The sequence below is a fragment of the Nonomuraea sp. NPDC049758 genome (genome assembly GCF_040674635.1).
Lineage (GTDB): Bacteria > Actinomycetota > Actinomycetes > Streptosporangiales > Streptosporangiaceae > Nonomuraea.
In genome coordinates, this window is sequence record NZ_JBFAMZ010000008.1 from 77,725 (window position 1) to 94,843 (window position 17,119).

Below are 17,119 nucleotides of genomic sequence, written 5' to 3' on the forward strand. Positions count from 1 at the left end.
CCGGTCGCCGGGAGCCGGGCCCGGTCCGGGCGCGTAGGCCGCGCCGGCCAGGGGCCGGCGGAGCCGGCGAACAGGCGGCCCGCCGTGGTGGGGGGTGGGCAGAGGGTAACTCCACCTCCCATCCGTACCGTTATCGGTAGCGATACCGATATTTCGGGTTATCAGGCGGAAAGTCCCAGCGCGTCACTTCGAGCGGCTCCCCAGGACCATCCGATGTACAAAATCATTGACACGATGTCCGCCTTCTTTTACGTTCATCATGTCTACTTTCTTTGACATGGAGACCCGCCTTGAAGGCCATCACCCGGCACGTCTACGGCCCCCCGGCCCTCACCGACCTCGACCGTCCCGCCCCCGGCCCCGGCGAAGCGCTCCTGCGCGTGCACGCCGCCTGCCTCGACCACGGCGTCTGGCACCTCGGCGCCGGGCTGCCCTACCCCGTCCGCCTCGCCACCGGGCTGCGCCGTCCCCGCTCGCCCCTCCTCGGCCGCGACGTCGCCGGGACCGTCGAGGCCGTCGGCCCTGGGGTCACCGGTCTGGCGGCCGGCGACGAGGTCTTCGGCGTCTGCGACGGCGCGCTCGCCGAGCACGCCGTCGCCCGCGCGGACCGTCTCGTCCCCAGGCCGGCCGGTCTGTCGTCCGAGGCCGCCGCCGCCGTCCCGACCAGCGGCCTGACCGCGCTCCAGGCGCTGCGCGACCACGCCCGCCTGCGTCCCGGGCAGCGCGTGCTGGTCATCGGCGCGGGCGGCGGGGTGGGGACGTTCGCCGTCCAGCTCGCCAAGGCACAGGGCGCGCACGTCACCGGCGTCTGCGGCCCCGGCAAGGGCGACCTCGTCCGCTCACTCGGCGCGGACGAGGTCGTCGACTACACCCGCGAGGAGCCGGCCACCGGCCGCCACGACGTCGTCCTCGACACCGCGGGCAACCGTCCCCTGCGGGACCTGCGGCGGATGCTCACCCGCCGGGGCACGCTCGTGATCGTCGGCGGCGAGAACGCCTCCGGCCGCTGGCTGCACGGCACCGGCCGCCAGCTCCGGGCGACGGCGCTGTCGCCGTTCGTCCGGCACACCCTGCGCGCCCCGATCACCCGGACCGATCCGGCGGACCTGCGCCACCTGGCCGGTCTCGCCGCCACCGGCGAGCTCACCCCCGTGGTCGGCAGGACGTTCGAGCTGGCCGGCTTCTCCGACGCGATGGATCACCTGCGGACGGGCCATGTGACCGGCAAGGTCGTCATCGTCATGCCCGGCCCGAGGTAGGTCACCAGTCGCCGGCCTCGACGCGGGTGTTGCGCAGCGGTTCGCCCGCGCCCTCGGCGGGCGCCGCCCACAACACCGCGTTGGCCAGGATCCGCCGCACGCCCGGCTGGTGGAAGACCGGGTAGTTCTGGTCGCCGGGGCTGAAGTAGAAGACGCGTCCCTTGCCGCGCCGGTAGCAGCAGCCGCTGCGGAACACCTCGCCCCCGGAGAAGGAGCTGACGAACACCAGCTCGTCGGGCGCCGGGACGCCGAACGGCTCGCCGTAGGTCTCCTGCTCGGGGATGACCAGCGGCTGGGGCACGCCCGCGGCGATCGGGTGGGCCGGCTCCACCGTCCAGACCAGCTCGCGGTCGGCGGTGTCGCGCCAGTTGACCGTGCAGGTGGTGCCCATGAGGGCGCGGAAGACCTTGGAGTAGTGGCCCGAGTGCAGCACCAGCAGGCCCATCCCGGCCCAGACCCGCTCGCACACCCGCGCCACGACCTCGTCGTCCACCTCCTCGTGCGCCGCGTGCCCCCACCAGGTGAGCACGTCGGTGCCGGCCAGCGTCGCGGCGTCGAGGCCGTGCCCGGGGTCCTGCAACGTCGCGGTGCGCACGCGCACCCGCTCCCCCAGGTGCTCGCGCAGGCCGCCGGCGACCGCGCCGTGCATGCCCTCGGGGTAGCGGCGGCGCACCTCCTCCTCCCGCTGCTCGTGTACGTTCTCGCCCCAGACGGTCACGTTGATGCTCACGCGCGATGTTCTCCCTCCGGACCTGCCGCACCTGCCGTCCGGTCCTTACCCGCCCGCCCGCCGGTTCCGTCTCCGATGGGCGGGCGGAAAATGTCTCGCGGAAGGAAGGACGGTTTGGGTAGGTTCGCCAGTGACCATGGAAGTCATGCGAAGCCGCGCGCCCGACGGCCCTCCTGTCGAGATCGCCTGCGACGAGTCCGGCGCGGAGGGCGAGAAGCTCGTCGGCGGCAACACCGACGTGTTCGCCCACGCCGGCGTCTCCCTCGACGTGGGCGCCGCGGCCGACTGCGTGCGCGAGCTGCGCCTCAGGGCGCCCTCACCGGTCACCGAGTTCAAGGCCGAGCACGTGCTGCGCGAGAAGAACCGGGCCACCCTGGTCTGGCTGCTCGGCCCGTCGGGCCCCATCCTCGGACGGGCCTGCGTGCACCTGACCGACAAGGCGTACTTCGCCGTCAGCAAGGTGACCGACCTGCTCACCGGCCATCACTCCAGCCTCGGCCTCGACCGGCACGAACGCTCGGCCGCCCTGGCGGCCACCCTCTACCAGGAGGGCCGCCGCGCCTTCGGCCCCGCCCGCTGGACGGCCTTCCTCGACGCCTTCAACCACCTGCTGCGGGCCAGGAACGGCCGCGGCCCCGAGATCTCCGCTGAGTCGGCCTTCGAGCTGGTCGCCGACCTGCGCACCACCCCCGGCCCGGCCGGCGAGATCATGGACGAGCTGTGGGCCGCCCGGCCGCTCGTCGACGCCTTCACCGCCCGCCTGCTCGACGACCCGCACGTCTTCCCCGCGCTCGACCCGCTGATCCCGGCCATCGCGCACGCGGTCGCCCACTGGGGCGCGGGCGGCCGGCCCGTCTCGGTGGTGCACGACCGGCAGACGACGCTGACCGAGGAGCGCGTCGAGCGGCTGCGGCTGCTGCTGGCCCGCCCGGACGGCCCCGCCGGCCCGCTGGTGCTGACGCGCCTGACGCTGGTCGCCTCGCACCTGGACCCGCGCGTCCAGGTGGCCGACATCGTCGCCGGAGTGGCGCGCAAGATCGCCTCCGAGGAGCTCAACGGCCGCGGCGACCCCGAGCTGACCGGCCTGCTCCGCCCGTACGTGGACCTCGCGTCGGTCTGGCCGGACGAGCGCAGCCGGGCCGCGCTGATCGCGGGTCAGCCCAGCCAGGCGCGCGCCTCGGCGGCGGCCTCCGGGCCGAGCACCGGCTGGGAGTAGACCTCGATCAGCGTGCGCATCAGCAGGCGCTCGCCCTCCGGCGTGGACAGGTCGGCGCCCATGCCGCGGCTGACGTGCGGGTACAGGACCGTGACCGACAGCGCCATCGCGGCCATCACCGCCGCCCGCGCCCGCGGCGGCACGTCCGGCGGATCGGCGCGGTCCTGGTCGGCGGCGGCCAGCCAGCGCTCGCCGAGCCGGGTCATCTCGTCGAACAGCGGCGCGGCCCAGCCCTCGGTCAGCGCCCGCGCCAGGTAGGCGCGGTAGGGGCCGAGCGCGGCCACCGGGTTGAAGCCGGCCGGCGGGCGGCCGGCGGCCTCGGCGTTGAGCCGGCGGACCGTCTTCATCAGGTGCTCGTCGCACGCCTCGCGCAGCGCCTGCTTGGCGCCGAAGTGGTGGCGGACCAGGCCGAGCGAGACCCCCGCCGACTCGGCGATGTCGCGGATCGTGGCCCGCTCGAACCCGTGCTCGCCGATGTGCCGGATCGCCGCGTCGCGGATGCGGGCCCGCGCGGTGAGGTCCTCCGGGTCCTGGACGGTTGTCATCACACCACCGATTCGTACAGCGGACTGTTCACCGGACAAGCATCCTATACCGGCGTGCAGCCCCGCCCGGCCCCGGCCGCGCGGGAGGGGCCGCCGGGCGACTACGCTCCTGCCCTGTGCCGACGTTCGAACTGCCCCTGCGCCTGGACACCACGATCCGGCCCTACGACTGGGGTTCCGTCACCGCCATGCCCGAGCTGTTCGGCACCGAGCCGACCGGCCGCCCGCAGGCCGAGCTCTGGATGGGCGCCCATCCCGCCGACCCGTCGATCGCCGGCGGCGTGCCCCTCGACCGGCTCATCGCGGGCGACCCCGTCGCCGCCCTCGGCGCGCCGGCGGTCGCGAGGTTCGGGCCCGCGCTGCCGTACCTGCTGAAGGTGCTCGCGGTCGCGCGGCCGCTGTCGCTCCAGGTCCACCCCACGATCGCGCAGGCCGAGGCCGGGTTCGCCGCCGAGGAGGCGCGCGGCGTGCCGATCGGCGACCCGGCCCGCACCTACAAGGACCGCTCGCACAAGCCGGAGATGGTCTGCGCGGTCACACCCTTCCACGGGCTGTGCGGCTTCCGCTCCCCCGTCGTCACCGCCGGGCTGCTCGCCCGGCTCGGCGTGCCGGGCCTGCAGCCCTGGATCGACGCGCTCGCCGTCCGCCCCGCCGGGCAGGCCCTGCGCACGGTCTTCGCGCAGATGCTGGACGACGCCTCCGCGCCGCTGCGCGCCCAGGTCGAGGACGCCCTCGCCGCCGGCTCCGACCCGGACCTGGCCCCGTACGCCGACATCGCCGCGGCCTGCCCCGGCGACCCCGGAGTCGTGGCCGCCCTGCTGCTCAACCACGTCGACCTGCGGCCCGGCCAGGCCCTCTACCTCGGCGCCGGCGTGCCGCACGCGTACCTGGGCGGCGTCGGCGTGGAGATCATGGCCAGCTCCGACAACGTCCTGCGCTGCGGGCTGACCACCAAGCACGTCGACGCGCCGGAGCTGATGCGGGTGGTCGACTTCACGCCCGCCGAGCCGCACCTGGTCGAGCCCGAGCGCCCGGCCGACGGGGAGCGGCGCTACGTCCCGCCCGCCCCCGAGTTCGCCCTCACGCGCTACGACCTGGGCGAGGCCGCCTCCTTCGAGCTGCCTGCCGGGCCGCCCCGGATCGTGTTGTGCCTGGAAGGCGAGGCCCGTCTCGGCGAGCTGACGCTGCGGCCGGGCGAGTCGGCGTTCGTCCCGGCCGCCGTGGGCGCGGGCCTGTCCGGCAAGGGCGTGGCGTACGTGGCCCAGCCAGGCGCCTTTACGATGTAGATCAGCACGACGGGGACGTTTCGACCGGCGGTTGAACGTCGTGTTCCTAGGCTCCTGCCATGAACACGGCAACCCTCGGCCACGTCGCCATCGAACCCAGCATCCTCTACTTCGGCACCCCGGTCGTGCTGCTCACCACGGAGAACCCCGACGGCTCGGCCAACCTGGCCCCGATGTCGTCGGCCTGGGCGCTCGGCCGGACCGTCGTGCTCGGCCTCGGCGCCGACGGGCAGAGCGCGCGCAACCTGGCCGACCGGCCCGAACTGGTCGTCAACCTGCCGGCCCCGCACCTGTGGCCGCAGGTGGAACGGCTCGCGCCGCTCACCGGCCGCGACCCGGTGCCCGACACCAAGGCGGCCGGCTGCCGCTTCGAGCCCGACAAGTTCGGCGCGGCGGGCCTGCGCCCCGAGCCCTCGCAGACCGTACGTCCGCCGCGCGTGGCCGAGTGCCCCCTCCAGCTGGAGGCGGCCGCGGCGCGAATCACGCCGAACGAGTCCGAGGACTTCGTCATCGTCGAGGCCGTCGTGCGCAGGGTGCACGCCGACCCGCGGATCGTCGTCCCCGGCACCCAGCACGTGGACCCGTCCGCGTGGAGCCCGCTGCTGTACAACTTCCGCCACTACTTCGGCCTCGGCCCGGAGCTCGGCCGGTCCTACCGGTCGCAGACGGCCTGAGCGCCGCGGCGGGGTCAGCCGGCCCGCGAGGCGCACCCGGCGTACGACCCGGCCGGCGACGAGACGGACGACTGGGCCGAGGCCAGCGCAGACGGCTCCTCCAGCCCGCGCGGCGGCGGCGTGGGACGGTCGGCCGCCACGGTCAGCACGAGCGGCCCGAACCGGCGCCACCACCCGTGCGCCACCCCGCGCCCGCCCGCGCGCACGGTCAGCCCGCTCCACCCGTCGCGGGGCCGCCCGCAGCCCAGCGACACCTCCAGCGCCCGGTGCCCGGCGCGGCGCAGCACCTGCGCCGCGCTCTCCTTGGCCGACCACAGCAGGCTGCCCAGCAGCGGGTCGTCGCCGGCGATCCGCTGCTCCTGGCGGGTGAACCGGTCGGCGACGAACCCCGGGCCGCGCGGCTCGACCAGTTGCAGGTCGCAGCCGACGGCCCCCGGCTCCAGGCCGAGCAGGCACACCGCCCATCCGGCGCGGCTGGTGATCGAGATGCCCACCGGCAGCGGGCGGCCGTCCCGCCACGCCTGCGCCGCGCCGTCGGGGCGGCGCCGCACGTCGGGGTCGCCGGCGGGGCCGGGGCAGACCAGGTGCAGGGCCTGACTGACGGTCCAGCGGGCGAGCGGGTGCTCGGCGGGCCGCCCGTCGCCCGTCCGGTCCTCCCCCGCCGGGAGTTGCCCCTCCCCGCGAGCCAGCCACCTCATCGAGCCTCCATTCCGCGCTCCCGCGCTACGGATGACCTCCGGCCGCGGCACGGCGGCCGGGATCGCGTGATCGACCGACCCGGCCGCCACGCCCGGACGGCCGTCTCGCGCAGCTTCTCCGCCCGCACCTCCTCGAACGCCTCGAACGCCGCGCGCGGCGGCGGACGCGCCGAGCGCCGCCCCGCGTGCGTGCATACCCGTACGTGCCCGCGCTCCGCCGCCGGACACCCGCGGGACCTCTCGACTAGTGTGATCTTGTGACCGGAATTTTCACAGTGTTCCCAGCCTCGCCGGGCGACGGTGAGACGCTGGGAGAGATCCACGCCGAATCCTGGAAGGCCGCCTACGCCGGCTTCTTCTCCCCCGACTTCTTCGACCAGGCCGTGCGCCACCGGCGCGGCAAATGGCACGACGTGCTCGCCGAGACCCCGGCGGGCCTGGTGCTGGCCGCGCTCGACGGGCGCCGGCTGGCCTTCGCCCACTTCGGGCCCTCGCCGTCCCGGGCGGGCGCGGCGGAGCTCCGCGGCTTCTACGGCCATCCCGACGGCTGGGGCACGGGCGTGGCCGCCGCCCTGATGACCGACACCCTGCGCCGCATCCGCGACGATGGCTTCACCCGGGTGCACCTGTGGACGTTGCGCGACACGCCGCGGGCCCGCCGGTTCTACGCCAAGAGCGGCTTCACCGAGTCCGGCGCCGCCCGCACCCACGACTACGGCGACGGCAACCCCGTCGAGCAGGTCGAGTACGAGCTGTCCTTCCCCTGACCGCGGCCTCCTTCCCACGCGTGCCGACTTGACAGAGTTCCCCGGCGTATTTCGCGGTGAATACCCCGGCGCGGGCTCTCTCGTTGACCGTCTCCATGGCCCATGGCAACCATTCTTGAGTATGGCCAAGCGGGCACGAGAAACGGTCGAGTGATCGCGTGAGAGGAATGGCATGAGCGCGAATGCTTTGTACGCCGGTCGAGACTGGAAACTCGACCACGACAAGCGAGTCAAGGTCAGCAACGCGGAACTTCGTTACACCGTCGTGGGGCGCGGCGAGCCCGTCCTGTGCATCCACTGCACCTCCATTTCGGACGGTCTCATCACGCCGCTCCTGAAGTACAACCCGGAGCTGCTGGACAAGTACCAGTTCATCAGCTATTACCGCGCCGGTTACAACGGCAGCACGCTGGAGAAGGACAGCCTCAGCATCGAGGAGGGCGCCGAGCACGCCAAGCAGCTCCTCGACCACCTCGGCATCGACAAGGCGCACGTCATGTCGTACTCCTTCGGCGGGGTGATCGGCTTCCAGTTCATGCTCTCCTACCCCGAGCGCACGCACTCGGCGGTGCTGCTGGAGCCGTACCTGCCGCGTGAGGGCGCCGAGGCCGAGAAGGCCAACAACGACGCCGTGATGACGGCCATCGAGCTGGTGCAGAAGGGCGACAAGCTCACCGCCGCCTGCGACTTCATGGCCGCCGTCTGCGGCCCGAGCTACCTCGGCTCCGTGGACATGACCTGCCCCCTCGACGTGTGGGAGCGGGTCGAGGAGTGCGCGGACGTCACGTTCAAGGTCGACTTCCCGGCGCTGGGCGGCTGGGGCTTCCGCATGTCCAAGGCCGACCAGCTCGTGCCGGACAAGCCGCGGATGCCGGTGCTGGCCGTGATGGGCCTGGACAGCGAGGCGGCCATGCCCGGCTTCCGCGAGGCGCAGCACTTCCTCATGAACTGGCTGCCCCAGGCCGAGCGCTGCGGCATCGTCGGCGCCACCCACGGCCTGCAGATCATGAACCCGAGAGCGGTCGGCGAAGGCGTCTCGGCCTTCCTCGCCAAGCACCCGATGCAGTAGCACCCGAGGCAGTGAGAGGAGAGCGATGTCGGATCTGACGGCTGAGCGACTGGCGGCGGCACATCAGGCGCTGCGCTCCGGCGACCGCGAGCGCGCGCTGGAGTACTGGCACCCCGACGTGCGGTTCCAGTCCCCCGGCAACCACCCGTACGCCGGCTGGCACGACGGCCTGGACGCCTTCATGGGCTTCATCAAGACCTGGCAGCGGCTGGCCGGCGGCACCCTGCGCATGGAGCAGATCGCCTGCCTGGTCAACCCGGTGGACGGCTACACCATCGACGTCAACCGGTGCACCGCCGTGCGCAAGCGCACCGGCTCGGACGGCACCTCCTTCTACGAGCACCTGCAGATGGAGGGGGTGGACCTGATGCGGTGGGAGAACGGCCGCATCGTGGAGGGCCGCGGCGGCATCTTCGGCGACGGGACCGCCAACTTCAGCTCGTTCTTCGGCCCGATCGGCCCCGACGGGCGCAGATCCGACGACTGAGCGGGCGATCCCCGGCGGGCCGGTCGTCACCGGCCCGCTTTCTCATGCCCGCGGGCCGTCCCGGCCCTCCTTCGTGCCCCTTTTTCCGCAGGAACGCGCCCACAGGAGAAGACATGACCCGTTTCCGTGGCGTCCTCCGCGCCTCCGCCGCCGCCCTGGCCGTCACCGCCGCGCTGGCGGCGGCGACGCCGGCCCAGGCCCTCCTGGCCCCGTCCTTCCGGGCCGTGGACCCGCCCGGCGACCCCACCACCCTCTGGGACGTCGACGTGCTGGACGCCGCCCACGCCTACGCCGTCGGCTGGCGCGGCTACGACGGCTCGCCGGACACCTCCGTGCTGCGCTGGGACGGCTCGTCCTGGAGCAGGCTGCCGCTCACCGCCGGGTACGACGTACCGAGCCCGTGCTGCGTCGCGGCCGTCGCGCCGGACCAGGTGTACGTCACCGGCAGCAGGACCATCGCCGACGTCTCCTGGCCGCGCTCGGCGTACTGGAACGGCGCGGCCTGGTCGGAGATCCCGCCCCCGCCCGGCTGGACGCCCTCCGTGCCCGGCGACGAGTGGACCGGCCCGATCGCCGCCACCAAGGACGGCTCGCTCTGGTCGATCAGGTACAAGAACACCGGCGGCACCGACATCCTGCGCCTGCGCCAGGGCTCCTGGACCGTCTACCCGCGCACCGAGAACCTGGGCCTGCTGCGCGCCGTGGACGGCGGCGACCAGATCGTCTTCGCCGCCGAGAACGGCGTCGTCCTGTGGGACGGCACGGCCCTGCGCTCACTCGGCAGACCGGGCGTCAACCCCCGGGGCGTGTACGTCGAGGGCCCCGGCAGGATCTGGGTCAGCGGCTACCAGCCCCGTCCCGACCGGCCCGCGACTCCGGCGATCGCCCGCTACGACGGCGCCCGCTGGACCGTCTCGGCGCTGCCCGGCGCCCCGGGCAACGGCTCGGCGAGCATCAGCGGCGACGGCCAGGGCCACCTGATCCTGCCGACCGGCGGCGGCACCAGCTCGCCCGCCTACCTGTACTTCGACGGCGCGTCGTGGACCCGGGTCGGCGGCCCGGCCCGCCCGTCGGCCGGGTACGCGGGCGCGTACGCGGTGGACCGGGTGCCCGGCGCGTCCACGATCCTGTCGGTGGGCGGCGCCAACGTGACCAACCTGACCGGGTTCGCGATCAGTGAGCTGATCAGCCCCCGCTGAGCGGGCGGCGCGGACCCCGTGAGCGGGGAGGGGCGGCAGGCCCCTCCCCGCTCACGCGCGCCTGCGGGCCGCGCCGCCGGCGCGGATCGCGGCGAGGAGCGTGCCGGCCAGCAGCAGCGCCGAGGTGACCGTCAGGACCACGCCCAGCCGGTGCAGCCCCTCGTCGGTGGCGCGCTCGCCGTAGGTCACGCTGATGAGCAAGGCCGAGCAGATGGCCCCGGCGTACTGCGAGGTGCGCAGCAGGCCGGCGGCCATGCCGATCAGGGCGGGCGGCGCCTGGGTGTACATGGCGGCCTGGTTGCCGACGATGTTGAGCCCGTTCTGCACCCCGAAGACCATGCTGAGCAGGCACAACGACAGGATGGACGCGCCGCCGTCGAGCGCCGGCAGCCAGGCGCAGCCCGCCAGCAGGGCCGCGGCGCCGGCCGGCAACATCCAGCGCGCCCAGCCGGACGCGCCGTCGGCCCGCGCGGCCAGCCCCGAGACCACCGCGCCCACGGCCGAGGTGGGCATCAGCAGCAGCCCGGCGACCGCCGCCGTCAGCCCCCTGCCCTGCTCCAGCCACTGCGTCCAGCCGTACAGGAAGCCGTAGGTGGCCATGAAGGTCACCGCGTTGCGCAGGTAGGTGACCAGCAGCGGCCGGTTGCCGGCCAGGTCGCGCAGGCTGCCGCCGCCGCCCGCGCCGGAACGCTCGTACGGCTCGTCGCGCGGCAGCCACAGCAGCGCCGAGACCACCCCGGCCACGGCCATCGGCAGGTTGACCAGGAAGATCCAGCGCCAGCCGCCGAGCGCGTCGAGCAGCCCGCCGAGCGGCGGCCCGAGCACCATGCTGACCTGCCCGGCCATGGCCAGCGCGCCCATCACCGAGGCGGGCGCGGCACCGCCGGACCGCTGCGACCTGCGGCGGACCATGCTCATGGCGGCCGGGTAGGCGGCCGAGGTGCCGAGGCCGATCACCACGCGGGCGGCCACCAGCACCCCGAGGGTCGGCGCCCAGTAGCCGAGCAGCCCGCCGGCCGCGACCGTGACCAGCCCGGCCAGGTAGACGCGGCGCGGGCCGAGCCGGTCGGCCAGCCGGCCCAGCACCGGCTGGCCGACGGCGGTGGCCAGGTACAGGGCCGACACCAGCCAGGAGGTGGCGTCGGCGCCCACGCCGAAGTGGTGGGCGATGGGCACGAGCGCGATGGCGATGATCGAGGAGTTGATCGGGTTGAGCAGCGAGCCGACGGAGACCGCCGCGACGAAGCGGGGGCCGAAGGCGGCCTGGCCGGGCTCGCTGTCCGGCCGCGGCGGCGCGGTCACAGCTGGTACTTCTCCTCTAGCTTCTCGTAGATGTCGATCTTGTAGTCGATGGCGGCCAGGTCGTCCTTGAGCTGGTCGATGCGCTTGGCCACCTCCTCGCGGTGGGTGAGCAGGATCTGCTTGCGCTCGGCGGTGGTGCTCTCGCCGGCGCGGACCAGCTCGGCGTAGCGGCGGACGTCGGCGATGGACATCCCGGTGCCGCGCAGCCTGGTCAGGAAGCGGATCCAGGCCAGATCACGTTCGGTGTAGCGGCGGTGCCCGTTACCGCCGCGCGGCGGCGTCTCCCGCATCAGGCCGGCTTTCTCGTAATAGCGCAGCGCGTGGGCGCTGAGGCCGGTCTCGGCTGCGACTTCCGCGATCGTCAGGCTCTGACTCATACCGATCATTGTCGCCCTTCGAGCGCGATCCAAGTCAAGTGCATTCGCTGGAATTCCGGTGAATGCGGGTTCGGACTTGACGGAATGGGACCGGCTACCTCCATACCGCCCGGTGACCGCCGGGCGGCGCGTTGACGCGTTTTCCGGCGGCTGAACATGATTCATCCGTAGCGCCGGACGAAATGGTGGTGCCAATGGCGAAGAGCGAATTCGTGAGATTCCTCGGCGACCTCCGGGAGAATCCGCAAAGACGCGCTGAGTATAGCGCGAGAAATCTCAGTCAATTGTTGTTCCACGCCTCCGACGAGGGCTTCCGGTTCACCGCCGAGGAGCTGGTGTCTGTGGTCGGGGCCCTGGAGATCGAGGTCATCGTCGCCAAGGACGGCGAGTCCGTCGACGGCGGCAGCACGCTCTGGCGGCACATGTGGGGCAGGCGTTACCTGGACTACCTGCTCGATCACGTGGTGGCCAGGTTCGGCGAGCAGGAGCTGCGCGGGTTCGCGGCCGACGAGAGGCGGCCGGTGGCATGAGCGGGACGAACCTGATCGCGTTCCTGCGCCTGGCGGGCTCGCGCGCCGACGTGCTGGAGTCGCTGAAGGCCAAGAGCAAGGCGGAGGTCGTCGCCGCCGCGGCCGAGCACGGGCTGCCGTTCTCCGAGGCCGACTTCAACGGCGTGGTGTGGGAGCTGGAGGAGCGCCTTGCCGACCTGCGCGGCGACGCCTTCGACGCCACCTTCCCGCTCTGGCGGACGATGTGGGGCCAGCATTACCTGGAGTTCCTGGTCGGCGACCTGCTGCCCGCGCTGGAGCGGGCCCGGCTGCTGGAGCCGTCGTGAGCGCCTACGACTACATCGTGGTGGGCGCGGGCAGCGCCGGGTGCGTCCTGGCCAGGCGGCTGCTGGACGCGCTGGGCTGCCGGGTGCTGCTGCTGGAGGCCGGCGGCCCGGACGACGCCGAGTGCGTGCACCGGACCGACGTCCCGTCGATGACGTCGATGTGGGGCTCGCCGGAGTTCGTGTGGGACTACGCCAGCACCCCGCAGCGTGAGCTGGGCGGCCGGGTCGTGCCCATCCCGCAGGGCCGGGTGACGGGCGGCGGCAGCTCGGTCAACGCCATGATGTACGTGCGGGGCAACCGCCGCGACTTCGACGGCTGGGCCGCGCTGGGCAACGACGGCTGGTCCTACGACGACGTGCTGCCCTACTTCAGGCGCTCGGAGGACTACCCGGGCGGCTCGCCGGAGTACCGGGGCGGCGGCGGCCCGCTGAAGGTCGTGGACTACGGCTCGCCGTCGGACGCCTCGCGCGCCTTCGTCCGGGCGGCGATCGCCCGCGGCCGCGCCGACGGCACGGGCGACTACAACGGCCCCCGGCAGGAGGGCCTGGCCTTCTTCTACCAGTCCACCCGGGACAAGGACGGCCGCCGCTCCAGCACGTCGGAGGCGTTCCTGAGGCCGGTGCTCGGCGAGCCGACCCTCACGCTGGAGACCGGCGCCGTGGTCACCCGCCTCACCGTCGAGGGCGGCCGGGCCGCCGGCGTGGAGTACGTCAAGGACGGCCGTGCGCACCGGGCCACGGCCGCGCAGGAGGTCGTCGTGGCCTGCGGCGCGCTGGGCTCGCCGGCGCTGCTGCTGCGCTCGGGCCTCGGCCCGGCCGCGCACCTGCGCGAGCACGGCGTCGAGGTGGTCGCCGACCTGCCGGGCGTGGGCCGCAACCTGCAGGACCACGTGCTGTTCGGCATCGGCTACGAGAGCCTGCGCGAGCTGCCCTTCCCCGAGCTGCTGGCCGAGGCGGGGCTGTTCACCAACGTGCTGGGCGGCGACGGGCCTGACCTGCAGTTCTTCTTCGGCCCGGTGCAGTTCATCGACGACCGGTACAGGACGGACGGCCCGGGGTTCACCTTCGCGCCGATCCTGCTGCAGCCGGAGAGCAGGGGCGAGGTGCGGCTGCGCCCCGGCGACCCGCTGCGTCCCCTCGTCGACCCGCACTACCTGGAGGCCGCCGCCGATCTGCGGCTGCTGACCGAGGCCGTCGTCCTGGCCAGGGAGCTGGTCTCGGACGCGGCCTTCGACTCCCTGCGCGGGCGGGAGCTGGCCCCTGGCCCCGGCGTGACCAGCCCGGCCGCCCTGGCCGAGTACGTGCGGGCCAGCGCCTCGACCGTGTGGCACCCGGCCGGCACCTGCCGGATGGGCCCCGACGACGAGGCGGTCGTCGGGCCCGACCTGCGGGTGCGCGGCGTGGACGGGCTGCGCGTGGCCGACGCCTCGGTCATGCCGGTCATCACCCGGGGCAACACCAACGCGGCCACGATCATGATCGCCGAGAAGGCCGCCGACCTGGTCGCCGCATCGGCGCGGAGGTGAGCTGAGATGACACAGAGCTTCGACTTCGTCGTCGTCGGCGGCGGCACGGCCGGATCGGTCATCGCCGCCCGGCTGAGCGAGCTGCCCGGGGCCAGCGTGCTGGTCCTGGAGGCGGGCGACACGAAGGTCACGGACGCGGTCGAGGACCCGAGCCGGTGGAACGAGGTGCTGCTGACCGAGCTGGACTGGGCGTACATGAGCGAGCCGCAGCCGGGGCTCGGCGGACGCCAGGTCTACTCGGCGGCGGGCCGCGGCCTGGGCGGGACCTCGAACGTCTACCACATGATCCACACGCGCGGCCGTCCGGCGGACTTCGACGCCTGGGCCTACGACGGCTGCCCCGGCTGGTCCTACGCCGACGTCCTGCCCTACTTCCGGCGTCTGGAGGGCCAGCGGGACGCGACCAACCCCACGGCGGGCCACGACGGCCCCATCAAGATCGTCAACGCCCGGGACATGGGCAACCCGGTCTCCCAGACGTTCGTGGACGCCTGCGTGGAGCTCGGTTACCCGCAGGTCGAGGACTTCAACGCCGACAGCTTCGGCGTGAGCTGGCACCACGTCGACATCGACATGGACATCGACGCCGACAAGGGCACCCGCTGCGGGGTGCGCGCCTCCTACCTGGAGCCGGCGCTGGAGCGGCTGAGCGTCGAGGTGGGCGCGCTGGCCACCCGGCTGCTGTTCGAGGGCGAGCGCTGCGTGGGCGTGGAGTACCTCAAGGACGGCGAGCTGCGGACCGTCCGGGCCGAGCACGAGGTGATCGTCAGCGCGGGCGCGATCCAGTCGCCCAAGCTGCTGCAGCTGTCCGGCATCGGCGAGGCCGGGGCGCTGGCCGCGCTCGGCATCCCGGTGGTCGCCGACCTGCCCGGCGTGGGCGCCAACTTCCACGACCACCCGCTGGTCATCGGCCCGATCGGGTACATGGAGGAGGCCGCGCCCGACCCGCGCGGGCAGGTCACCGAGGTCGGCCTGTTCTGGGGGTCGGAGCCGGGGCTGCCGGTGCCCGACATGGAGATCTGCCTGGTGCACCGGGCTCCGTTCGGCGACCAGTTCTTCGCCAACGTCATCAAGCGGGTGGAGACCGGGCAGCCGCTCACGCCGGTGCGCGAGCTGGTCGACCCGAAGATCGTGCTCACCCTGCCGGGGCTGGTCCGCCCGCTGTCACGGGGCAGCGTACGGCTGGCCGGCACCGACCCGACGGCCTACCCGCGGGTCAGCGCGAACTACTTCGCCGAGCGCTCGGACCTGGAGCGCACGGTGACGATGGTGCAGATCGCCCGCGACATCTACGCCAGCTCCGCCTTCCGGCGCGACTGGGGGCTGACCGAGGTCGCCCCCGGCCCGGACGTGCGCACCCGGGAGCAGCTCAGCGCCTGGGTGGTGGAGAACGTCGGCTCGTACTACCACTTCGCCGGCTCCTGCAAGATGGGCTCCGACAGCCTCGCCGTGGTGGACACCCGGCTGCGGGTGCGCGGCGTCGAGGGGCTGCGCGTCGCCGACGCCTCGATCATGCCGACGATCGTCTCGGCCAACCCCCACACCACCACCGTGATGATCGGCGAGCGCGCGGCCGAGTTCGTCGCGGCGGACTTCCTCCCGGCCCGACAGGAGGCCACGCGATGATCCACCAGTTCATCTTCGGCGCCCCCAAGCCCGGCTTCACCGCCCAGCAGTTCCAGGACTACTGGGTCGACGTGCACGCGGTGAAGTTCGCCAGCAAGATCAAGCAGATCAGGCAGTACCTGGTCGACACCCGCATCCCCTTCGACGGCGACGTGGGCCGGCCGGCGCTGCCGCACCAGGGCATCGCCGAGATCTGGCTGGCCAGCGCCGAGGAGCAGCTCGCCTCGCTGCAGAGCGAGGAGTTCCTCCAGGGCGCCCGGCTGGACGAGCCCAACTGGGCGGCGTTCTGGTCGACGATCGTGGTGGACACCGTCGCCCACGAGCTGGTGCCCGGCCCCAGGCCGCGGCCGGACAGCTGGGTGAAGGTCACCACGCTGATCAAGCGGCGGCCCGGCCTGCCGCTGGACACCTACCGCAAGCAGTCCCTGGAGTCCTACGCCGCCGCGGTGGCCGGGCTGCCGGGCCTGCGCAGGCACCTGCACTGCCACACCGTGGACGGCGCGTACACCTTCGGCGAGGCCGGCTTCGACGCCGTGGACCAGCTCTGGTTCGACGACGTGGACGCGCTGCGCGCCGCGCTGGCCTCGGCCCACCACGCCCGCCGGGTCAAGCCGGAGCTGGAGGCGATCGCCGACCCGGCCCACGTGTTCTCCATGACCTGCAAGGAAAACTGGATCATCCCCGGGGAGTCGGCATGACCAAGCGCGTTCTCGTGATCCTCTCGGAGTTCGGCTACTGGGGGGAGGAGCTCGTCGGCCCGCTGTCGGCCTTCGACGAGCGCGGCTACGACGTCGTGTTCGCCACGCCGACCGGCAAGCAGCCGCACGCCCTGCCGCCCAGCATGGACCCCGACTACGTCGACCCGCCGCTCGGCCGCTCGGTCACCACGCCCGAGGTGGCCAAGCTGACCCGCGACCTGGACGAGTCGGGCCGCCTGGCCAACCCGCTCAACCTGTCGGCCTGGGCGCCCGAGCGTCCCTACACCAGCAGCCCGGACTACCTGCGGCGGCTGGAGTCCTACCACCGGGCGGTGGCCAAGCTGGAGGCCGAGCTGGTGCCCTACGACGCGGTGCTGATCGTGGGCGGCAGCGGGCCGATCGTGGACCTGGCCAACAACGAGCGGGTGCACGAGATCGTGCTGGCGTTCGTGCGGGCGGGCAAGCCGGTGGCGGCCGAGTGCTACGGCGTGGCCTGCCTGGCCTTCGCCCGCGACTGGGAGGACCGCAAGAGCATCATCTGGGGCAAGCGCGTCACCGGCCACTGCAAGGAGTACGACTACAAGGACGGCACCGGGTTCTTCGGCGTGCCCGACTTCAACATGGGACCGCCGCCGTACCCGCTGGAGTACATCCTGCGGGACGCCACCGGGCCGCAGGGCCGCTACATCGGCAACTTCGGCAGGGAGACCTCGGTCATCGTGGACTTCCCGTTCGTCACCGGACGCTCCACGCCCGACTCGTTCCTGACCGGGCAGAAGATCGTCGAAGTGCTCGAGGGCGGCCTGCGCCGCTTCGGCTGGTGAT

At 73.2% G+C, this 17,119-nt stretch carries 19 protein-coding genes; 14 read left to right on the forward strand and 5 right to left on the reverse strand.

Translation table 11 applies throughout. The features are described from left to right. The first annotated feature begins 290 nt into the window (after positions 1-290). Positions 291-1,259, forward strand: coding sequence for an NAD(P)-dependent alcohol dehydrogenase (locus AB0J46_RS22270; protein WP_364334892.1), 969 nt, complete (start codon positions 291-293; stop codon positions 1,257-1,259). A 1-nt stretch (position 1,260) separates the two neighbouring features. Here AB0J46_RS22270 and AB0J46_RS22275 read toward each other — a convergent pair whose 3' ends face one another. Further along, complete coding sequence (locus tag AB0J46_RS22275) at positions 1,261-1,989, reverse strand: ThuA domain-containing protein (RefSeq protein ID WP_364334895.1); 729 nt, start codon at positions 1,987-1,989, stop codon at positions 1,261-1,263. 145 nt (positions 1,990-2,134) lie between these two features. Between AB0J46_RS22275 and AB0J46_RS22280 the strand changes: the two genes are divergently transcribed. Next, positions 2,135-3,205 (forward strand): hypothetical protein, encoded by a 1,071-nt coding sequence (locus AB0J46_RS22280; protein WP_364334898.1) that lies wholly within the window; start codon positions 2,135-2,137, stop codon positions 3,203-3,205. Here the strand turns inward: AB0J46_RS22280 and AB0J46_RS22285 are convergent. Next, positions 3,145-3,750, reverse strand: a complete 606-nt coding sequence (locus AB0J46_RS22285; RefSeq protein ID WP_364334901.1) for a TetR family transcriptional regulator — start codon at positions 3,748-3,750, stop codon at positions 3,145-3,147. The genes AB0J46_RS22280 and AB0J46_RS22285 overlap by 61 nt on opposite strands. 116 nt (positions 3,751-3,866) lie before the next feature. On the opposite strand from AB0J46_RS22285, the gene manA reads away from it, so the two are divergent. Together manA and AB0J46_RS22295 are read left to right on the forward strand one after the other, a co-directional pair. Beyond that, positions 3,867-5,036: a mannose-6-phosphate isomerase, class I gene (gene manA / locus AB0J46_RS22290; RefSeq protein ID WP_364334904.1), complete on the forward strand. Its 1,170-nt coding sequence runs from the start codon at positions 3,867-3,869 to the stop codon at positions 5,034-5,036. A gap of 59 nt (positions 5,037-5,095) precedes the next feature. After that, a complete protein-coding gene (locus AB0J46_RS22295) occupies positions 5,096-5,710 on the forward strand; it encodes a flavin reductase family protein (protein WP_364334907.1) in 615 nt (204 codons plus the stop codon). 14 nt (positions 5,711-5,724) lie between these two features. On the opposite strand, the gene AB0J46_RS22300 is transcribed toward AB0J46_RS22295, so the two are convergent. Next, complete coding sequence (locus AB0J46_RS22300; protein WP_364334910.1) at positions 5,725-6,408, reverse strand: hypothetical protein; 684 nt, start codon at positions 6,406-6,408, stop codon at positions 5,725-5,727. Between the two features lie 257 nt (positions 6,409-6,665). Here AB0J46_RS22300 and AB0J46_RS22305 point away from each other — a divergent pair, with 257 nt between their 5' ends. The 4 genes from AB0J46_RS22305 (at position 6,666) to AB0J46_RS22320 (ending at position 9,930) form a co-directional block, all read left to right on the forward strand. Further along, positions 6,666-7,175: a GNAT family N-acetyltransferase gene (locus AB0J46_RS22305; RefSeq protein WP_364334913.1), complete on the forward strand. Its 510-nt coding sequence runs from the start codon at positions 6,666-6,668 to the stop codon at positions 7,173-7,175. Positions 7,176-7,347: 172 nt separating this feature from the next. Continuing rightward, on the forward strand, positions 7,348-8,244 hold the full coding sequence (locus AB0J46_RS22310; protein WP_352363708.1) for an alpha/beta hydrolase: 897 nt from the start codon (positions 7,348-7,350) through the stop codon (positions 8,242-8,244). Between the two features lie 25 nt (positions 8,245-8,269). Then, the gene (locus AB0J46_RS22315) at positions 8,270-8,731 is read left to right on the forward strand and encodes a nuclear transport factor 2 family protein (RefSeq protein ID WP_352328301.1); all 462 of its coding nucleotides are present in this window, start codon (positions 8,270-8,272) and stop codon (positions 8,729-8,731) included. Between the two features lie 113 nt (positions 8,732-8,844). Further along, on the forward strand, positions 8,845-9,930 hold the full coding sequence (locus tag AB0J46_RS22320) for a hypothetical protein (RefSeq protein ID WP_364334917.1): 1,086 nt from the start codon (positions 8,845-8,847) through the stop codon (positions 9,928-9,930). Positions 9,931-9,981: 51 nt separating this feature from the next. Here AB0J46_RS22320 and AB0J46_RS22325 read toward each other — a convergent pair whose 3' ends face one another. Together AB0J46_RS22325 and AB0J46_RS22330 are read right to left on the reverse strand one after the other, a co-directional pair. Next, a complete protein-coding gene (locus AB0J46_RS22325; RefSeq protein ID WP_364334920.1) occupies positions 9,982-11,232 on the reverse strand; it encodes an MFS transporter in 1,251 nt (416 codons plus the stop codon). Next, entirely contained in the window at positions 11,229-11,609 is a 381-nt protein-coding gene (locus tag AB0J46_RS22330; RefSeq protein ID WP_352330857.1) for a MerR family transcriptional regulator, read from the reverse strand. The genes AB0J46_RS22325 and AB0J46_RS22330 overlap by 4 nt, the downstream gene beginning before the upstream one ends. Before the next feature lie 284 nt (positions 11,610-11,893). On the opposite strand from AB0J46_RS22330, the gene AB0J46_RS22335 reads away from it, so the two are divergent. Genes AB0J46_RS22335 through AB0J46_RS22360 form a run of 6 tightly spaced genes read left to right on the forward strand, consistent with a single transcriptional unit; the run spans position 11,894 to position 17,118 of the window. Further along, complete coding sequence (locus AB0J46_RS22335) at positions 11,894-12,139, forward strand: hypothetical protein (protein ID WP_352363715.1); 246 nt, start codon at positions 11,894-11,896, stop codon at positions 12,137-12,139. Then, entirely contained in the window at positions 12,136-12,444 is a 309-nt protein-coding gene (locus AB0J46_RS22340; protein ID WP_358297530.1) for a Nif11 family protein, read from the forward strand. Before AB0J46_RS22335 ends, AB0J46_RS22340 begins: the two co-directional genes overlap by 4 nt. Beyond that, positions 12,441-13,970 carry a GMC family oxidoreductase N-terminal domain-containing protein gene (locus AB0J46_RS22345; RefSeq protein ID WP_364334924.1) on the forward strand — a complete coding sequence of 510 codons (1,530 nt, stop codon included), beginning with the start codon at positions 12,441-12,443 and terminating at the stop codon, positions 13,968-13,970. The genes AB0J46_RS22340 and AB0J46_RS22345 overlap by 4 nt, the downstream gene beginning before the upstream one ends. A gap of 6 nt (positions 13,971-13,976) precedes the next feature. Continuing rightward, positions 13,977-15,596 (forward strand): GMC family oxidoreductase N-terminal domain-containing protein, encoded by a 1,620-nt coding sequence (locus tag AB0J46_RS22350; RefSeq protein ID WP_364334927.1) that lies wholly within the window; start codon positions 13,977-13,979, stop codon positions 15,594-15,596. Further along, complete coding sequence (locus AB0J46_RS22355) at positions 15,593-16,294, forward strand: EthD domain-containing protein (protein WP_364334930.1); 702 nt, start codon at positions 15,593-15,595, stop codon at positions 16,292-16,294. The genes AB0J46_RS22350 and AB0J46_RS22355 overlap by 4 nt, the downstream gene beginning before the upstream one ends. Then, on the forward strand, positions 16,291-17,118 hold the full coding sequence (locus AB0J46_RS22360; RefSeq protein ID WP_364334933.1) for a type 1 glutamine amidotransferase domain-containing protein: 828 nt from the start codon (positions 16,291-16,293) through the stop codon (positions 17,116-17,118). Before AB0J46_RS22355 ends, AB0J46_RS22360 begins: the two co-directional genes overlap by 4 nt. Position 17,119 lies beyond the last annotated feature (1 nt).

Bases quoted from the DNA above. Each gene is read 5' to 3' on its own strand.
- AB0J46_RS22280 (WP_364334898.1), top strand. From the start codon at position 2,135: ATGCGAAGCCGCGCGCCCGACGGCCCTCCTGTCGAGATCGCCTGCGAC.
- AB0J46_RS22285 (WP_364334901.1), bottom strand. From the start codon at position 3,750: ATGACAACCGTCCAGGACCCGGAGGACCTCACCGCGCGGGCCCGCATC.
- AB0J46_RS22295 (WP_364334907.1), top strand. From the start codon at position 5,096: ATGAACACGGCAACCCTCGGCCACGTCGCCATCGAACCCAGCATCCTC.
- AB0J46_RS22300 (WP_364334910.1), bottom strand. From the start codon at position 6,408: ATGAGGTGGCTGGCTCGCGGGGAGGGGCAACTCCCGGCGGGGGAGGAC.
- AB0J46_RS22310 (WP_352363708.1), top strand. From the start codon at position 7,348: ATGAGCGCGAATGCTTTGTACGCCGGTCGAGACTGGAAACTCGACCAC.
- AB0J46_RS22315 (WP_352328301.1), top strand. From the start codon at position 8,270: ATGTCGGATCTGACGGCTGAGCGACTGGCGGCGGCACATCAGGCGCTG.
- AB0J46_RS22320 (WP_364334917.1), top strand. From the start codon at position 8,845: ATGACCCGTTTCCGTGGCGTCCTCCGCGCCTCCGCCGCCGCCCTGGCC.
- AB0J46_RS22330 (WP_352330857.1), bottom strand. From the start codon at position 11,609: ATGAGTCAGAGCCTGACGATCGCGGAAGTCGCAGCCGAGACCGGCCTC.
- AB0J46_RS22340 (WP_358297530.1), top strand. From the start codon at position 12,136: ATGAGCGGGACGAACCTGATCGCGTTCCTGCGCCTGGCGGGCTCGCGC.
- AB0J46_RS22350 (WP_364334927.1), top strand. From the start codon at position 13,977: ATGACACAGAGCTTCGACTTCGTCGTCGTCGGCGGCGGCACGGCCGGA.
- AB0J46_RS22355 (WP_364334930.1), top strand. From the start codon at position 15,593: ATGATCCACCAGTTCATCTTCGGCGCCCCCAAGCCCGGCTTCACCGCC.
- AB0J46_RS22360 (WP_364334933.1), top strand. From the start codon at position 16,291: ATGACCAAGCGCGTTCTCGTGATCCTCTCGGAGTTCGGCTACTGGGGG.